At 39.2% G+C, this 14,518-nt stretch carries 14 protein-coding genes and 1 other annotated feature; of the genes, 10 read left to right on the top strand and 4 right to left on the bottom strand.

The features are described 5' to 3' along the window. Both P7J49_RS05575 and P7J49_RS05570 read right to left on the bottom strand, forming a co-directional pair. On the bottom strand, window positions 1–1,623 hold the full coding sequence (locus P7J49_RS05575) for an ABC-F family ATP-binding cassette domain-containing protein (RefSeq protein WP_012775415.1): 1,623 nt from the start codon (window positions 1,621–1,623) through the stop codon (window positions 1–3). Between the two features lie 64 nt (window positions 1,624–1,687). Next, complete coding sequence (locus P7J49_RS05570) at window positions 1,688–2,560, bottom strand: YitT family protein (protein WP_408569870.1); 873 nt, start codon at window positions 2,558–2,560, stop codon at window positions 1,688–1,690. A 101-nt stretch (window positions 2,561–2,661) separates the two neighbouring features. Next, window positions 2,662–2,868 (top strand) — a binding site (T-box leader). 46 nt (window positions 2,869–2,914) lie between these two features. Here P7J49_RS05570 and trpS point away from each other — a divergent pair. Next, window positions 2,915–3,940, top strand: a complete 1,026-nt coding sequence (gene trpS / locus P7J49_RS05565; RefSeq protein WP_024376052.1) for a tryptophan--tRNA ligase — start codon at window positions 2,915–2,917, stop codon at window positions 3,938–3,940. Window positions 3,941–4,171: 231 nt separating this feature from the next. Continuing rightward, complete coding sequence (gene guaB, locus P7J49_RS05560; protein WP_408569868.1) at window positions 4,172–5,653, top strand: IMP dehydrogenase; 1,482 nt, start codon at window positions 4,172–4,174, stop codon at window positions 5,651–5,653. A 71-nt stretch (window positions 5,654–5,724) separates the two neighbouring features. Here guaB and recF read toward each other — a convergent pair whose 3' ends face one another. Together recF and yaaA are read right to left on the bottom strand one after the other, a co-directional pair. Further along, entirely contained in the window at window positions 5,725–6,819 is a 1,095-nt protein-coding gene (recF, locus tag P7J49_RS05555) for a DNA replication/repair protein RecF (RefSeq protein WP_408569866.1), read from the bottom strand. Window positions 6,820–6,821: 2 nt separating this feature from the next. Then, complete coding sequence (gene yaaA / locus P7J49_RS05550) at window positions 6,822–7,205, bottom strand: S4 domain-containing protein YaaA (protein ID WP_002936175.1); 384 nt, start codon at window positions 7,203–7,205, stop codon at window positions 6,822–6,824. Window positions 7,206–7,278: 73 nt separating this feature from the next. On the opposite strand from yaaA, the gene yfmF reads away from it, so the two are divergent. The 8 genes from yfmF to P7J49_RS05510 all read left to right on the top strand — a co-directional run bounded on the left by yfmF (window position 7,279) and on the right by P7J49_RS05510 (window position 14,431). Continuing rightward, a complete protein-coding gene (yfmF, locus tag P7J49_RS05545; protein ID WP_408569864.1) occupies window positions 7,279–8,532 on the top strand; it encodes an EF-P 5-aminopentanol modification-associated protein YfmF in 1,254 nt (417 codons plus the stop codon). Further along, window positions 8,529–9,812, top strand: coding sequence for an EF-P 5-aminopentanol modification-associated protein YfmH (gene yfmH, locus P7J49_RS05540; protein ID WP_408569862.1), 1,284 nt, complete (start codon window positions 8,529–8,531; stop codon window positions 9,810–9,812). The genes yfmF and yfmH overlap by 4 nt, the downstream gene beginning before the upstream one ends. 81 nt (window positions 9,813–9,893) lie before the next feature. Continuing rightward, window positions 9,894–10,748: a cytoskeleton protein RodZ gene (rodZ, locus tag P7J49_RS05535; RefSeq protein ID WP_408569860.1), complete on the top strand. Its 855-nt coding sequence runs from the start codon at window positions 9,894–9,896 to the stop codon at window positions 10,746–10,748. Window positions 10,749–10,767: 19 nt separating this feature from the next. Next, window positions 10,768–11,307 (top strand): CDP-diacylglycerol--glycerol-3-phosphate 3-phosphatidyltransferase, encoded by a 540-nt coding sequence (gene pgsA / locus P7J49_RS05530; protein WP_024375811.1) that lies wholly within the window; start codon window positions 10,768–10,770, stop codon window positions 11,305–11,307. Next, the gene (locus P7J49_RS05525) at window positions 11,304–12,140 is read left to right on the top strand and encodes an energy-coupling factor ABC transporter ATP-binding protein (RefSeq protein WP_002941820.1); all 837 of its coding nucleotides are present in this window, start codon (window positions 11,304–11,306) and stop codon (window positions 12,138–12,140) included. The genes pgsA and P7J49_RS05525 overlap by 4 nt, the downstream gene beginning before the upstream one ends. Beyond that, window positions 12,116–12,958, top strand: a complete 843-nt coding sequence (locus tag P7J49_RS05520; RefSeq protein WP_318817274.1) for an energy-coupling factor transporter ATPase — start codon at window positions 12,116–12,118, stop codon at window positions 12,956–12,958. Before P7J49_RS05525 ends, P7J49_RS05520 begins: the two co-directional genes overlap by 25 nt. Beyond that, window positions 12,951–13,745 (top strand): energy-coupling factor transporter transmembrane component T family protein, encoded by a 795-nt coding sequence (locus P7J49_RS05515; protein ID WP_024379550.1) that lies wholly within the window; start codon window positions 12,951–12,953, stop codon window positions 13,743–13,745. Before P7J49_RS05520 ends, P7J49_RS05515 begins: the two co-directional genes overlap by 8 nt. 131 nt (window positions 13,746–13,876) lie before the next feature. Beyond that, window positions 13,877–14,431 (top strand): LysM peptidoglycan-binding domain-containing protein, encoded by a 555-nt coding sequence (locus P7J49_RS05510; protein WP_408569893.1) that lies wholly within the window; start codon window positions 13,877–13,879, stop codon window positions 14,429–14,431. The last annotated feature ends 87 nt before the right edge of the window (window positions 14,432–14,518 follow it).

Genomic DNA, 14,518 nt, shown 5'->3' with positions numbered 1-14,518 from the left:
TTATGCTTTCCAAAGTTCTTGTACTTTTGCTTGTACTTCAGCATTTTCCAAGAATTCATCATAAGTTTCGTCGATTCGGTCGATAACACCGTTTTTAGAAATGACGATGATATGGTTTGCTAAAGTTTGAATAAATTCGTGGTCATGGCTGGCAAAGATGATGGACTCTTTAAAAGCTTTCAAACCATCGTTCAGACTGGAAATTGATTCCAAGTCTAAGTGGTTGGTTGGATCATCTAAGACTAAGACATTTGACTTGAGGAGCATGAGTTTTGACAACATCACGCGCACTTTTTCACCCCCTGACAAGACGTTTACAGGTTTGTTAACCTCATCACCCGAGAAGAGCATACGTCCCAAGAAACCGCGCAAGAAGGTATTGTCATCTTCTTCCTTGCTGGCAAATTGACGGAGCCAATCAAGGATAGATTCGTTTGTATCAAAGTCACGAGTATTGTCTTTTGGTAAGTAGGATTGACTAGTAGTGACACCCCACTTGACAGTACCTTCATATTCAATATCGCCCATAAGAGCACGAATGAGAGCAGTTGTTTGGATGTCGTTTTGACCAATAAGAGCAGTCTTGTCACCTGGACGCAGGATAAAGCTGATATTGTCAAGAATCGTTTCACCATCGATGACAACTTTCAAGTTTTCAACGGTTAGGAGGTCATTACCGATTTCACGTTCAGATTTGAAGTTGATAAATGGGTACTTACGGCTAGAAGGAATGATTTCTTCCAACTCGATTTTGTCCAACATCTTCTTACGTGAAGTAGCTTGCTTAGACTTAGAAGCATTAGCAGAGAAACGGGCAACGAATTCTTGTAATTCCTTGATTTTTTCTTCTGCTTTGGCATTACGGTCAGCTTGTAGTTTAGCTGCTAGTTCACTGGATTGTTTCCAGAAGTCATAGTTACCAACGAAAATCTTGATTTTACCGAAGTCAAGGTCGGCCATGTGGGTACATACCTTGTTCAAGAAGTGGCGGTCGTGGGACACGACGATAACCGTATTTTCAAAGTCAATCAAGAAATCTTCGAGCCAGTTAATAGATTGGATGTCCAGACCGTTGGTTGGCTCGTCCAAAAGAAGAACATCAGGCTTACCAAAGAGGGCCTTAGCCAAGAGGACCTTAACCTTCTCACCGTTGGTCAATTCGCTCATGTTTTGGTAGTGGAGGTCTTCTGAAATGTTGAGGTTTTGGAGCAATTGAGAAGCTTCACTTTCAGCTTCCCAGCCACCAAGTTCAGCAAACTCACCTTCTAACTCAGCAGCACGGACACCGTCTTCATCAGAAAAATCTTCCTTCATGTAAATGGCATCTTTTTCTTTCATGATGCTGTAAAGTTGCTCATTTCCCATGATAACGACGTCAATCACGCGCTCATCTTCATAGTCGAAATGGTTCTGACGTAGTACAGAGAGGCGTTCGTCTGGTCCAAGTGAAATATGACCTGTTGATGGCTCGATGTCACCCGCAAGAATTTTCAAAAATGTAGATTTACCGGCCCCGTTTGCACCAATCAAACCGTAGGTATTTCCTGCTGTAAATTTGATATTGACATCGTCAAATAATTTGCGGTCGCTAAAGCGAAGCGACACGTCTGATACTGTAAGCATAGTTTCTCCTCTATTTCTGTCTATTAGTTTTATTGTACTAGAAAGAACTTGAATTTTCAATGAATTACATTGGAATCAAAATATCTTCATCATAATGTTTATGGTCTTTTTGAAGACTGAAGCCACGTCCACGCACCTGACTCGCAGGCATAACAACCATAAAGGCAGTTTCATCAATTTCTAATACCGCTGTCTCCAGTTTCTGCATTTCTGGAATAGAGATGGTAGTCATCAACATGCGCTTGTCAACCCCTGTAAAGCCACCGATAATTGGAAGTTCTGTCACACCGCGATCAGCAACTTTAGTAATATAGTCTTTAATTTCTTCTGATTTTTGAGAAATAATCATGACATTTCGAGAAGATTGGGTACCAGACAACATGCGGTTGACAATATAAGTAATGGTCATTAGGGCAATAATCGAGTACATAACAGTGTCAGGATCAAAAGCGATGAAGCCAAGTCCAACGATAATGCCATCGATAATGGCCATTGTTACTCCTAATGACAAAGGAGTGTATTTATGGATAAATTGAATAAGAATACCTGTTCCACCAGTAGAAGAATTTCCAAGGAAGACAAGCCCAAGTCCAAAACCTAGGATAATTCCACCGAAAATAGCAGCTAGGAGAGGATTTTCTGTCAAGTTGGGTAAACCTGCTGTCAACTTGATGCAAAGAGGATAAATGATAGCACCATAGACAGTTTTGATAAATACAGATTTTCCTAAGAAAAACCAACAGATGATTAATAAAGGGATGTTACAGTAGAGGACAAAGTCAGACGGACTCCACCCCAGAAGAGCATTGAGTGCGATTGCTAAACCTCCGACACCACCAGATACGATATTATTCTCTAGAAAAAAACTGTTAAATCCAATGGCCATGACAATTGATCCGAGTGTGACAGAGATAAAGTCCTTTATACGTTCTTTCATATATTCTCCTTGGTTAGTGTTATAAAAGCAATTTCTATTATCCCTAATTTAGACAGTATCGTCAAGGATTTGTCAGCTTGACTTTCTAATTCTTTGCGGTTATAATAGGAATCAATCAGAAGAGTAGTAAGTGGATAATTTTTAGAGAGTTTGTGGTTGGTGTAAACAAACAAGAGTCGCTTATGAATGGACTGAGTGAATAGAATCTGAATAAATAAGGATTCGGCTAGCAGGCCTTATGTGCAAAAAGATGTAAGCTTATTTAATGCTTATAAGTGAGGTGGCACCGTGTCCTTGACGCCCTCGCACAGTTTTCTGTGCGTGGGCTTTTATTATGTAAAAGGAGAACATTTTATGAGTAAACCGATTATCCTAACAGGAGACCGTCCAACAGGCAAATTACATATTGGACATTATGTTGGTTCGTTGAAAAATCGTGTTTTATTACAGGATGCAGGTCAACATGAACTTTTTGTCTTTTTAGCAGACCAACAAGCGTTGACAGATCATGCAAAGGAACCACAAAAGATTGTTGAATCCGTTGGAAACGTAGCACTAGATTATCTAGCGGCAGGACTTGATCCAGCTAAGACAACGATTTTCATCCAGAGTCAAATTCCTGAATTGGCAGAGTTGACCATGTACTATATGAACTTGGTATCGGTGGCTCGTCTGGAACGCAATCCAACGGTTAAAACGGAGATTGCTCAGAAGGGATTTGGCGAGGGAATTCCAGCTGGATTCCTGGTTTATCCTGTTTCTCAAGCGGCGGATATTACAGCCTTCAAGGCAAACTTTGTTCCAGTAGGAAATGACCAGAAACCTATGATTGAGCAGACTCGTGAAATCGTTCGTAGCTTTAACCATGCTTACCAGACTGATATTTTAGTAGAGCCGGAGGGCATTTATCCTGAAAATGAGGCAGCTGGTCGCTTGCCAGGTTTGGACGGCAATGCCAAGATGTCTAAGTCACTTGGAAATGGTATTTATCTGGCAGATGACATGGATACGCTCAAGAAAAAAGTCATGTCCATGTACACTGATCCCAACCACATCCGTGTTGAAGACCCAGGTAAGATTGAAGGAAACATGGTTTTCCACTATCTTGACGTTTTTGGTCGCGAAGAAGATAAGGCTGAGATTGAGGCTATGAAGGAGCACTATCAACGTGGTGGTTTGGGTGATGTGAAGACCAAACGTTATTTGCTGGACATTTTAGAGAGAGAATTAGGCCCAATCCGTGAACGCCGTCTGGAGTTTGCACAGGATATGGGACAGGTCTATGCAATGTTGGAAGCAGGTAGCCAAAAAGCTCGCCAAGTTGCTGCGACAACTCTTGACCAAGTAAAGGATGCCATGGGAATCAACTACTTTAAATAAGGTTAACAATGAAAGAGCAATGTTGAGAAAATGTTGCTTTTTTCATTTATTTTACGACGTGGCAAAAAACAAACGTTCGAATTTTATATATAAAACTGAATAGAATTTTCTGAATTTTTAGTAATTATGATATTAAAGCGAATAATGATTGACAAATGATTTCAAAATGTTATCATAATTAAAATACAAATAGCAATCATGCTACATATTAAATAAGAAAAGAGGAAGAAAATGTCAAACTGGGACACTAAATTTTTGAAAAAAGGCTTTACTTTCGACGATGTATTACTTATTCCGGCTGAAAGTCATGTATTGCCACATGATATTGATTTAAAAACACAATTAGCACCAAATTTGACCCTTAATCTTCCGATTATTTCTGCTGCCATGGATACAGTAACAGATAGCAAAATGGCTATCGCTATGGCGCGTGCAGGTGGTTTGGGCGTCATCCATAAGAACATGTCTATCGCGGAGCAGGCTGATGAGGTGCGTAAGGTAAAACGTTCTGAAAATGGAGTCATTATCGATCCATTCTTCTTAACACCAGAACACACCATTGCTGAAGCTGAGAAATTGATGGCTACTTATCGTATTTCCGGTGTGCCAATCGTTGAAACATTGGAAAATCGTAAATTAGTTGGTATCATCACCAACCGTGATATGCGTTTCATTTCTGACTATTCACAGCCAATTTCGACCAACATGACAAGCGATGAATTGGTGACAGCGCCAGTTGGAACAGATCTTGCGACTGCGGAGGCTATTCTTCACAAGCATCGTATTGAAAAATTGCCATTGGTTGATGAAAATGGTCGTTTGTCAGGCTTGATTACCATCAAAGATATTGAGAAAGTGATTGAGTTCCCAAATGCTGCGAAGGATGAATTTGGTCGTCTCTTGGTTGCGGGTGCTGTTGGTGTTACATCTGATACTTTTGAACGTGCAGAAGCCCTTTTTGAAGCGGGTGCAGACGCGATTGTCATCGATACAGCTCACGGTCACTCAGCAGGCGTTCTTCGCAAGATTAAAGAAATCCGTAACCACTTCCCAACTCGTACCTTGATTGCCGGCAACATTGCCACAGCTGAAGGAGCTCGTGCTCTTTATGAAGCTGGTGTTGATGTTGTCAAGGTCGGTATTGGGCCAGGTTCAATCTGTACAACACGTGTCATCGCAGGTGTCGGTGTACCACAAGTGACAGCTATCTATGATGCCGCTGGTGTTGCTCGTGAATATGGTAAAACCATCATTGCTGATGGCGGTATCAAATATTCTGGAGATATTGTCAAGGCACTTGCCGCTGGTGGTCATGCCGTTATGCTTGGTTCTATGTTTGCAGGAACTGATGAAGCACCAGGTGAGACAGAAATCTTCCAAGGTCGTAAGTTCAAGACCTATCGCGGTATGGGCTCTATTGCTGCCATGAAACAAGGTTCAAAAGACCGTTACTTCCAAGCATCTGTCAATGAAGCTAACAAGTTGGTTCCAGAAGGAATTGAAGGTCGCGTAGCCTATAAAGGTTCAGTTGCAGATATGATTTTTCAAATGGTTGGTGGACTTCGCTCAGGTATGGGCTATGTAGGTGCTGGTAACTTGGCTGAATTGCATGAAAATGCTCAATTCATCGAAATGTCAGGTGCTGGTTTGAAAGAAAGCCATCCACACGATGTTCAAATCACAAACGAAGCTCCAAACTATTCAGTTCAGTAAAACAAAAACAAGACCCTCTTGACAGGGTCTTTACTTTTTTGTAAATTTTATTAACAACAGTGTAAACAATCTTATTCTGACTCAGTAACCTTACCAGACTCAATATGGAAGATTTTTAAATTATCAGGTAGCTTATGTAAATGGTCTAAAGATGTCGTTGTAATAAATGTTTGAATCGTATCTGTAATAGTTTCTAGTAGTTTGATTTGACGATTATTATCCAGCTCACTCATAACATCATCTAAGAGTAGAATTGGGTACTCTCGTGTGACTTCTTTCATCAGCTCAATTTCAGCCAGTTTGAGTGACAGAACGAGACTGCGGTGCTGGCCTTGGCTACCATAATGGGCATTCATTCCATTTATAAAGAAAGCTACATCATCCCGATGTGGTCCAACTCCTGTATTTTTCTTAAAAAAATCACGTTTACGAGACTTTTCAAGTTCTGTCAAGAATTTGTCAATTAAATTGACATCATCTGTCAATCCGATTGAAGATTGATATTCGATTGTCAATTCTTCCCGACTTCCAGATATTTCCTGAACTTTCCTGTTTCCAAATTCCTCTAGTTTTTTGAGGAAATCAAGTCGATGTTGGATAACACGACTACCATATTCAGCAAGTTGCTGATCTAACACGGATAGGAAGTTCTCATCAATCTTATCTGTAGATTTGAGGTAAGTATTTCTTTGTTTTAAAACGTGATTATAATTCGATAGGTCAGAGAGATAGAGTGGCTTGATTTGCCCGAGCTCGACATCGATGAACTTTCTTCTCAAAGCAGGCGCACCTTTTATCAGCTGTAAATCTTCAGGGGCGAAGAGAACAACATTCATGTGGCCGATATAGTTGGAAAGCTTGGCTTGTTTGAGATGGTTGACCTTGGTCACTCGCCCCTTGTCTGTCAAGTGAATGTCAAGGGGAACTTTACCGCTTGTGCGATGGAGTAAACCAGAAATAGATAATTCCTTTTCTTGAAACTGTAGTAGGTCCTTATCTGTCCGTGTTCGATGACTTCGTGTTAAGGCTAAAACATAGATAGATTCTAGAATATTGGTTTTTCCTTGGGCGTTTTCGCCTAAAAAGACATTGAGCCCTTTGTGGAACTCAATATCTAATTGGTTGTAATTGCGAAAATGTTGTAACTCTAATCGTTCTAGCCACATGTCTACATACCAGGGAAACGAACAGGTTTTCTTTCAGTATTTTTAGTTGCTTTTTTAGGCGTTTTTACCTGTTTCTTATTCTTTTTATTTTCTTGATTTAACTTTTTAACGATTGCAGCCACACGTTCTTTTTCAGCTTGATCCTCTTGGTGCTGTTTGATTTCCTCTGCACTAGGAGCGACGATTGTGATGCTGGTGTTGTGGTCTGGGAGTGTGATAACATCTCCGACACGGATTTTTTTACCGCGTCTTTTTTCATCCTCTCCATTGAAAAGAATGGTATTTTCTTCTAAGAAACCTTTAATGGCACCTCCTGAATGGAGAATACCAGTCGTTTTTAACAATGCTTGTAATGTGATGTAGTCATCAAATAATTTAAATTCCATAAGTCACCTCGTTACAGAATATTATATCACAAAATGGTATAATGGAAGGTACAATGTTTGAAAGAGGAAGACGATGAAATTACAAGAGGGAGTAGATCTTCATTTTATTGATACAGATCAGTTTACGACAAATCGTATACGTATTCGCTTTGCAGCTGAAATGAGTGAGGCTACAGTCGCTGGTCGTGTATTAGTTGCAAATATTTTTGAAATGGGTAACCAAGAATTTCAGACTGCTCAGGCTGTTCGGAGAAGATTGGCAGAATTGTATGGTGCTCAGTTCTCGACCTCAGTTTCGAAACGTGGTAGGATGCACTGTGTAGATGTGACAATTTCATATGTCAGTCCTCGTCACTTGCCAGAAAATGAGGATATTACAGTAGAGATTCTTGATTTTTTATACACATGTATATTTAGACCACTGAAAAAGGGGCGAGGATTTGATAGCCAGATTTTCGAGATTGAAAAAACGAATTTAATCAATTTTCTTCAGTCAGAGATAGAAGATAATTTTTATCATGCAGATGTTGAAATGAGTAAGCTTTTTTATAAGGATCCCTCTCTTCAAATTCCACGCGTCGGTAGGCTTGATTTGGTTGAAAAAGAAACCGCAGAATCAACCTTTCATATTTATCGGAATATGTTGCGTATGGATAAAATTGATATATTTGTCTTAGGGAAGGTTGACAGAGAACAAGTCAAAAGAAAACTTGAAGATTTTGGTTTTACTTATAGAAAACCAAAATTAGAGTTAGAATATCATCAGGAATACTCAAACATCACGCAAGAAAAAATCGAGCGTAAACAGGCAAGGCAGTCCATTTTGGAATTGGCATATCATTTACAAGTGGTTTACAACGATGTAAACTATTCGGCTTTGATGGTATTTAATGGTCTACTGGGTGCTTTTTCCCATTCGAAGTTATTTATGAATGTTCGTGAGAAAGAAAGTTTGGCCTATACAATTGGCAGTCAGGTCTCTATTTTTTCAGGAATGCTGAAGGTCTATGCTGGAATTAGCCGTGAAAATAGACTCAGGGTAATGAAGTTAATTAGTAAACAACTACTTGATTTAAAATGTGGTAAGTTTACAGAAGAAGAATTAGAGTTGACAAAAAACATGTTGATTCATTCAGCAACCTTGGCTCAAGATAGGCAGAATAATTTGATAGAACAAGTATATAATCAAGTTACCTTAGAAAATAGAAATTTAAGTTGGTTAGATTGGATTGAGGCTATCAAATCGGTATCAATAGACGATGTCATTCGAGTAGGACAGATGATTAATTTACAGGCTGTTTACTTTATGGAGGGGACAGAAGAATGAAGTTAGTTGAGAAGAAGTATCCTTACATGAAAGAATCTGTCTTTTATGGGGAAGTTGACAATGGGTTGACAGTTGTTTTACTTCCTAAAGTAGATTTCCATGAGACATATGGAATTCTAACGACAAATTTTGGGGGTATTCATACTCGATTTACATTGGCTAATGGTAATAGTGTTGTTTATCCTGCAGGGATTGCACATTTTTTAGAACATAAGCTGTTTGAAACTGAGAATGAAGAGGATATTATGAATGAGTTTGCTAAATTGGGAGCAAGCGCAAATGCTTATACCAGTTTTAGACAGACTAGTTACTTATTTTCAACGACTCAGAAAGTATTGGAGTCTCTATCACTTTTACAATCTTTTGTTCGAGAACCGTATTTTACAGAAGACAATGTAGAAAGAGAACAGGGGATTATTGAACAAGAAATCGAGATGTATCAAGATGATGCAGATTATCGCTTGTTTACGGGAATTCTATCATCGCTTTATCCAGAAAGTCCTTTGGCCTATGATATAGCAGGGACAGTTGAGTCAATTGCTGTAATTACTGCGGATGATTTACATGAGAATTTTGATGTGTTTTATCATCCAAGTAACATGAATTTATTCGTTATTGGTAATTTTGATTTAGAGGCAGTTTGGAAACAAATTTCAAGTTATCAAGTAGCTCAGATGGATAATCCAGCTCAGTCGTTTGAATTGGCAGGTATCCAAAAGTTGCCGATACAGGAACATCTCTCAGAACAATTTGACGTATCTACCCCAAAATTGGCTGTTGGTTTGCGGGGAAATGACGAGGTTGATAAGGAGACTATTCAGAAATATCGGCTCAGTTTACAATTTTTATTTGCCATGTTGTTTGGTTGGACTTCAAAACGATACCAACAGTTATACGAGCAGGGAAAAATTGATTCTTCTTTCCAGTTCCAATTAGAGGTTACACCTGAATACCACTATTTGATTATCTCGGGAGATACTCAAGAACCTATTACGCTTTCTAGTATACTGATGAAAGCACTTAGGAAATTTGAGGATGATGCAGATGTGACAGAGGATCATTTACAATTGTTGAAAAACGAGATGTATGGAGATTTTATTCGTAGCTTGAATTCTCTTGAGTTTACAGCTAGTCACTTTGTTTCTCAGTATTCAGAATATGAAAATGTTTTTGATATACCTCAAATGATACAAAGTCTTCAGTTAGATGACATCAGAGAGGCAGGTCGTCGCTTTATTGATCACTGTGATATGACAGATTTCACGATTTTTCCAAAATAAGTGGGCGCAACCCGTCGAAATTTCCTTGGAATTTTGTTAGAATAGTATACTGTACATGATGAGCGATAGAGAGAGGGTATTATGAGACAAAAGAGTATAGGGGAAGTACTTAGAACAGCCAGAGAAGGACGGGGTTGGACATTCGTTGACTTGCAACGGATAACAAAAATCCAAGCTAAATATTTGCAGGCACTTGAGTACAATGATTTTGATTTTATTGCAAACTCAGATGATGTTCAGTCTATTTTAAAAGCATATGCTGAGGCTTTGGAATTAGATGCAGATGTTCTACTGGATGCTTACGAGACCAATAGTTTAGTGAAATATTATGAAGATGGAGAAGAAGAACTACGCTCTTCAGAATTGAAAAGAAGCTATAAGGTTCGTAAACGTAAAAAGAACTCTTACCTTCCGTTGATTTACTTATTACTTACGACGGGTTTGATTATTATTTTTGTGACTTATATTGTTCATAGCAGGCTCCAAAATAGAGCATCTATTACGCCTACTACAACGTCATATAGTATAGTTGAGCAATCTGTATCTGAAGCAAGTAGTGGCACAGAGACGAGTTCTACTGAGCAGGCGCAGTCAAATTCAACGAGTTCAAGTAGTTCCGCTACAGAAAATGTGACTATTTCAGGATCAGGTTCTAACATTGTTGCGACCCTTAAAACAGTGACTTATCCAGTAGAAGTAACTGTAACAGCAAAAAATACAACGAGTTGGATCAGCCTTTCTGACACCTTGTTAGAGGGGGGCGTTACACTAACACCTGATAATCCAACAGTAACTACTACTATTGAAGAAGGAGTGACTTCTACTACACTTGTTCTTGGTGTTGTCAAAGGAGTAGAGGTAACTGTAGGTGGTCAAAAGCTAGATCTATCAGCTCTGACAGCCGATACAGGGGCGGTCACTTTAAATTTTGAATAAGGGCAATAAAGGTATTAGAATGAAAAAAGAAAATATTCCCAATGCATTGACGATAGGTAGGATTTTGGTAATCCCAATTTTTATCTTGTTACTGACCGTTTGGGATTCAACAATTAGTCATGTGTTGGCAGCACTTATTTTTGCATTAGCTAGTATTACGGATTATCTAGACGGCTACTTGGCTCGTAAATGGCAGGTTGTAACAAACTTTGGAAAATTTGCGGATCCGATGGCAGATAAGATTTTGGTGATGACAGCGTTTATCATGCTTGTAGAGCTTGGCTTTGCCCCAGCTTGGGTAGTTGCAATTATTATTTGCCGTGAATTGGCAGTGACAGGTCTTCGTCTACTCTTGGTGGAAAATGGAGGAACAGTTCTAGCTGCGGCTATGCCAGGAAAAATCAAAACATTTTCACAGATGTTTTCAGTGATTTTCCTACTCTTACACTGGAACGTCGTGGGGCAAATAACACTCTATATTGCACTTTTCTTCACCCTATATTCAGGTTATGATTATTTCAAGGGTGCGTCCTTCTTGTTTAAAGATACATTTAAATGATGAATATTATTGAAGTAAAAAATTTAAAATATAAATACAACCAAGAGGATGAGCAATATACTCTAAATGATGTTTCGTTTCACGTGAAACAGGGAGAGTGGCTGTCTATTATTGGTCATAATGGTTCGGGTAAATCAACAACAGTTCGTTTGATTGATGGTTTGTTGGAAGCTGAATCAGGTGATATTTATATTGACGGTGATGCCTTAACCATTGATAATGTATGGGATAAGCGACGCTTGATTGGTATGGTTTTTCAAAATCCAGATAACCAATTTGTAGGCGCTACAGTTGAAGATGATGTTGCATTTGGTTTAGAGAATCAGGGAATCCCTTTGGAGGAGATGCGTAGTCGAGTTGACGAAGCTTTGGAATTAGTTGGAATGACTGATTTCAAAACACGTGAGCCTGCTCGTTTATCTGGTGGTCAGAAGCAGAGGGTGGCGATTGCTGGAGTGGTTGCCTTGCGTCCAAAAATTATTATTTTGGATGAGGCTACGTCTATGTTGGATCCAGAAGGTCGTCTCGACTTGATTAAGATTGTCCGTGAAATTAAGGAGCGTCATGGTATGACGGTTATCTCTATAACACATGATTTGGATGAGGTTGCATTGAGTGATCGAGTTATCGTGATGAAAAATGGACAGGTTGAATCAATTAGCACTCCAAATGAATTATTTATGCGAGAAGATTTGGTAGATTTAGACTTGGATAGACCATTTACGACAGAGCTGGCTTCATCTTTGCGCCAGACTGGACTTGATTTACCGCTCCGCTATTTTACAGAGGAAGAATTAGAGGAAACTTTATGGGAATTGATCTCCAAGAAGTAAGCTATACCTATCAAGCTGGCACTCCTTTTGAGGGGCGTGCGCTTTTTGGTGTGGATTTGGAGATTGTTGATGGCTCTTACATGGCCCTTATTGGGCATACGGGTTCGGGTAAATCAACGATTTTACAACTCTTGAATGGATTAAATGTACCAACAGAGGGAAGAGTAGTCATTGATGATGTTGTGATTACAGCGACGTCTGAAAATAAGGATATTAAGCAAGTCAGGAAGAAAGTTGGGCTGGTGTTCCAATTTCCTGAAAGTCAAGTGTTTGATGAAACGGTCTTAAAAGACGTTGCTTTTGGTCCACAAAATTTCGGAGTTTCTCAGGAAGAGGCTGAAACGATTGCGCGTGAAAAGTTGGCCTTGGTTGGAATTGATGAAAGCTTGTTTGAGCGTAGCCCTTTTGAACTATCTGGTGGTCAAATGCGTCGGGTAGCTATTGCTGGGATTCTAGCAATGGAACCAAGTATCTTAGTTTTGGATGAACCAACGGCTGGATTGGATCCTGCGGGTCGTCAGGAATTGATGGATATTTTCAAAAAGCTTCATGAATCAGGCATGACAATCGTTTTGGTAACTCATTTGATGGACGATGTGGCTAACTATGCTGATTTTGTTTACATTATGGAAAAGGGAAAGCTAGTCCGTTCTGGTAAACCAGTCGATATTTTTCAAGAGGTAGATTTTTTAGAGAGTATTCAGTTGGGAGTGCCTAAGATTACTAAGTTTGCAGCTAATTTGGAGAGAAGAGGTTTTGTATTTGAACGTCTTCCTATTACAATTGAAGAATTTACGGGGATGGTGACACATGGATAAATTAATTTTAGGTCGCTATATTCCTGGGGATTCAATTATTCATCGCTTGGATCCAAGAAGTAAGCTTTTAGCAATGTTTGGATTTCTATTGATGATTTTTTGGGCCAACAATTTGGTCACCAATGCCTTATTGATAGCATTTGTTTTAGGAATGGTTGTTTTATCTCGTATTCGCTTATCATTTTTTATTAATGGTTTGAAACCGATGATAGGAATTATTCTATTTACAACTTTCTTTCAGGTTTTCTTTACACCTGGAGCGACCATTCTATGGGAGTTTTGGATTTTTAAATTATCTGTAGAAGGGTTGCAACAGGCGGCGATTATTTTTGTTCGCTTTGTTTTGATTATTTTCTTCTCGACCTTGTTGACCTTGACGACAACACCGCTCAGTTTGGCTGATGGTATCGAGTCAGGGCTTGCACCTTTGAAGCGATTTAGGGTTCCTGTGCATGAAATTGGTTTGATGTTGTCCATGAGCTTGCGTTTTGTACCGACCTTGATGGATGATACCACTCGGATTATGAATGCTCAGAGAGCTCGTGGAGTGGACTTTAATGAGGGAAATCTTATTCAGAAGGTAAAGTCAGTTATTCCTATTTTGATTCCGTTATTCGCATCAAGTTTTAAGAGGGCAGATGCTCTTGCAACGGCGATGGAGGCGCGTGGGTATCAGGGCGGCGATGGGAGAACCAAGTATCGGATTTTGGAATGGAAGTTAGCAGATACGTTAGCAATTTTAGTTATGTTAGCTTTAGCTGGACTCTTATTTATATTGAAAAAATGAGTAAAAAACGCTAGAAATAGCGTTTTTATCGTCTAATCTCAATTTGTCTGTAATATTTGTAATAATTTCACAAAGTCTAAGTAATAGTTAGAGGGTATGATAGACACATGACAGAAAGGAATGTGACTATTATGAACATTACATTAAAGAAAAACTTAAAAACAACTATTGCTGGTTTGGTAGCGGGAATCTCCCTTTTGACTGCGGGTGTAGTCAGTGCAGAAACCTATACTGTACAATCTGGTGATACCCTGTCTGAAATTGCTGAAACACACAATACTACTGTTGAAAAATTAGCAGAGCAGAATAAGATTACCAACTTAGATTTTATCCATGTCGGTCAAGTTATCGAATTGGGTGATGTGACAGTGAAGGCAGTAGAGAGTTCAGTTGAACAAACTCAATCAACATCAACTTCTACTGCAACAGCAACAACTAGCACCTATTCTTCAAACTTGAGTGCTGAAGATGCAGCAGCAAAAGAATGGATTGCAATGAAGGAATCAAGCGGTAGCTATGATGCACGTAACGGTATCTACATTGGTCGTTACCAGTTGACAAATACTTACTTGAATGGTGATTACTCACCAGAAAACCAAGAGCGTGTAGCAGATGCTTATGTTGCTAGTCGCTATGGTTCATGGTCTGCAGCCAAGGCTTTCTGGTTGGCAAATGGTTGGTACTAAGATAAATTAGAAGAGGTCTAGCACGATGCTAGACTTTTTTCTATTGTTGAAAGTTGTCTAGCTTTACAGATAGGGTTGTTTTGTTTA

This window comes from Streptococcus suis (assembly GCF_046032515.1).
Taxonomy (GTDB): Bacteria; Bacillota; Bacilli; order Lactobacillales; family Streptococcaceae; genus Streptococcus; species Streptococcus suis_AL.
Note: the sequence above shows the minus strand (reverse complement) of the source record. Positions and strands in the feature narration are given on the sequence as shown.

Excerpts from the sequence above, each read along its gene's own strand:
- yfmF (WP_408569864.1), top strand. The coding sequence starts at position 7,279 with ATGAAATTACAAGAGGGAGTAGATCTTCATTTTATTGATACAGATCAG.
- P7J49_RS05520 (WP_318817274.1), top strand. The coding sequence starts at position 12,116 with ATGGGAATTGATCTCCAAGAAGTAAGCTATACCTATCAAGCTGGCACT.
- yaaA (WP_002936175.1), bottom strand. The coding sequence starts at position 7,205 with ATGGAATTTAAATTATTTGATGACTACATCACATTACAAGCATTGTTA.
- P7J49_RS05570 (WP_408569870.1), bottom strand. The coding sequence starts at position 2,560 with ATGAAAGAACGTATAAAGGACTTTATCTCTGTCACACTCGGATCAATT.
- trpS (WP_024376052.1), top strand. The coding sequence starts at position 2,915 with ATGAGTAAACCGATTATCCTAACAGGAGACCGTCCAACAGGCAAATTA.
- yfmH (WP_408569862.1), top strand. The coding sequence starts at position 8,529 with ATGAAGTTAGTTGAGAAGAAGTATCCTTACATGAAAGAATCTGTCTTT.
- guaB (WP_408569868.1), top strand. The coding sequence starts at position 4,172 with ATGTCAAACTGGGACACTAAATTTTTGAAAAAAGGCTTTACTTTCGAC.
- P7J49_RS05515 (WP_024379550.1), top strand. The coding sequence starts at position 12,951 with ATGGATAAATTAATTTTAGGTCGCTATATTCCTGGGGATTCAATTATT.
- P7J49_RS05575 (WP_012775415.1), bottom strand. The coding sequence starts at position 1,623 with ATGCTTACAGTATCAGACGTGTCGCTTCGCTTTAGCGACCGCAAATTA.
- recF (WP_408569866.1), bottom strand. The coding sequence starts at position 6,819 with ATGTGGCTAGAACGATTAGAGTTACAACATTTTCGCAATTACAACCAA.
- P7J49_RS05510 (WP_408569893.1), top strand. The coding sequence starts at position 13,877 with ATGAACATTACATTAAAGAAAAACTTAAAAACAACTATTGCTGGTTTG.
- pgsA (WP_024375811.1), top strand. The coding sequence starts at position 10,768 with ATGAAAAAAGAAAATATTCCCAATGCATTGACGATAGGTAGGATTTTG.
- rodZ (WP_408569860.1), top strand. The coding sequence starts at position 9,894 with ATGAGACAAAAGAGTATAGGGGAAGTACTTAGAACAGCCAGAGAAGGA.
- P7J49_RS05525 (WP_002941820.1), top strand. The coding sequence starts at position 11,304 with ATGATGAATATTATTGAAGTAAAAAATTTAAAATATAAATACAACCAA.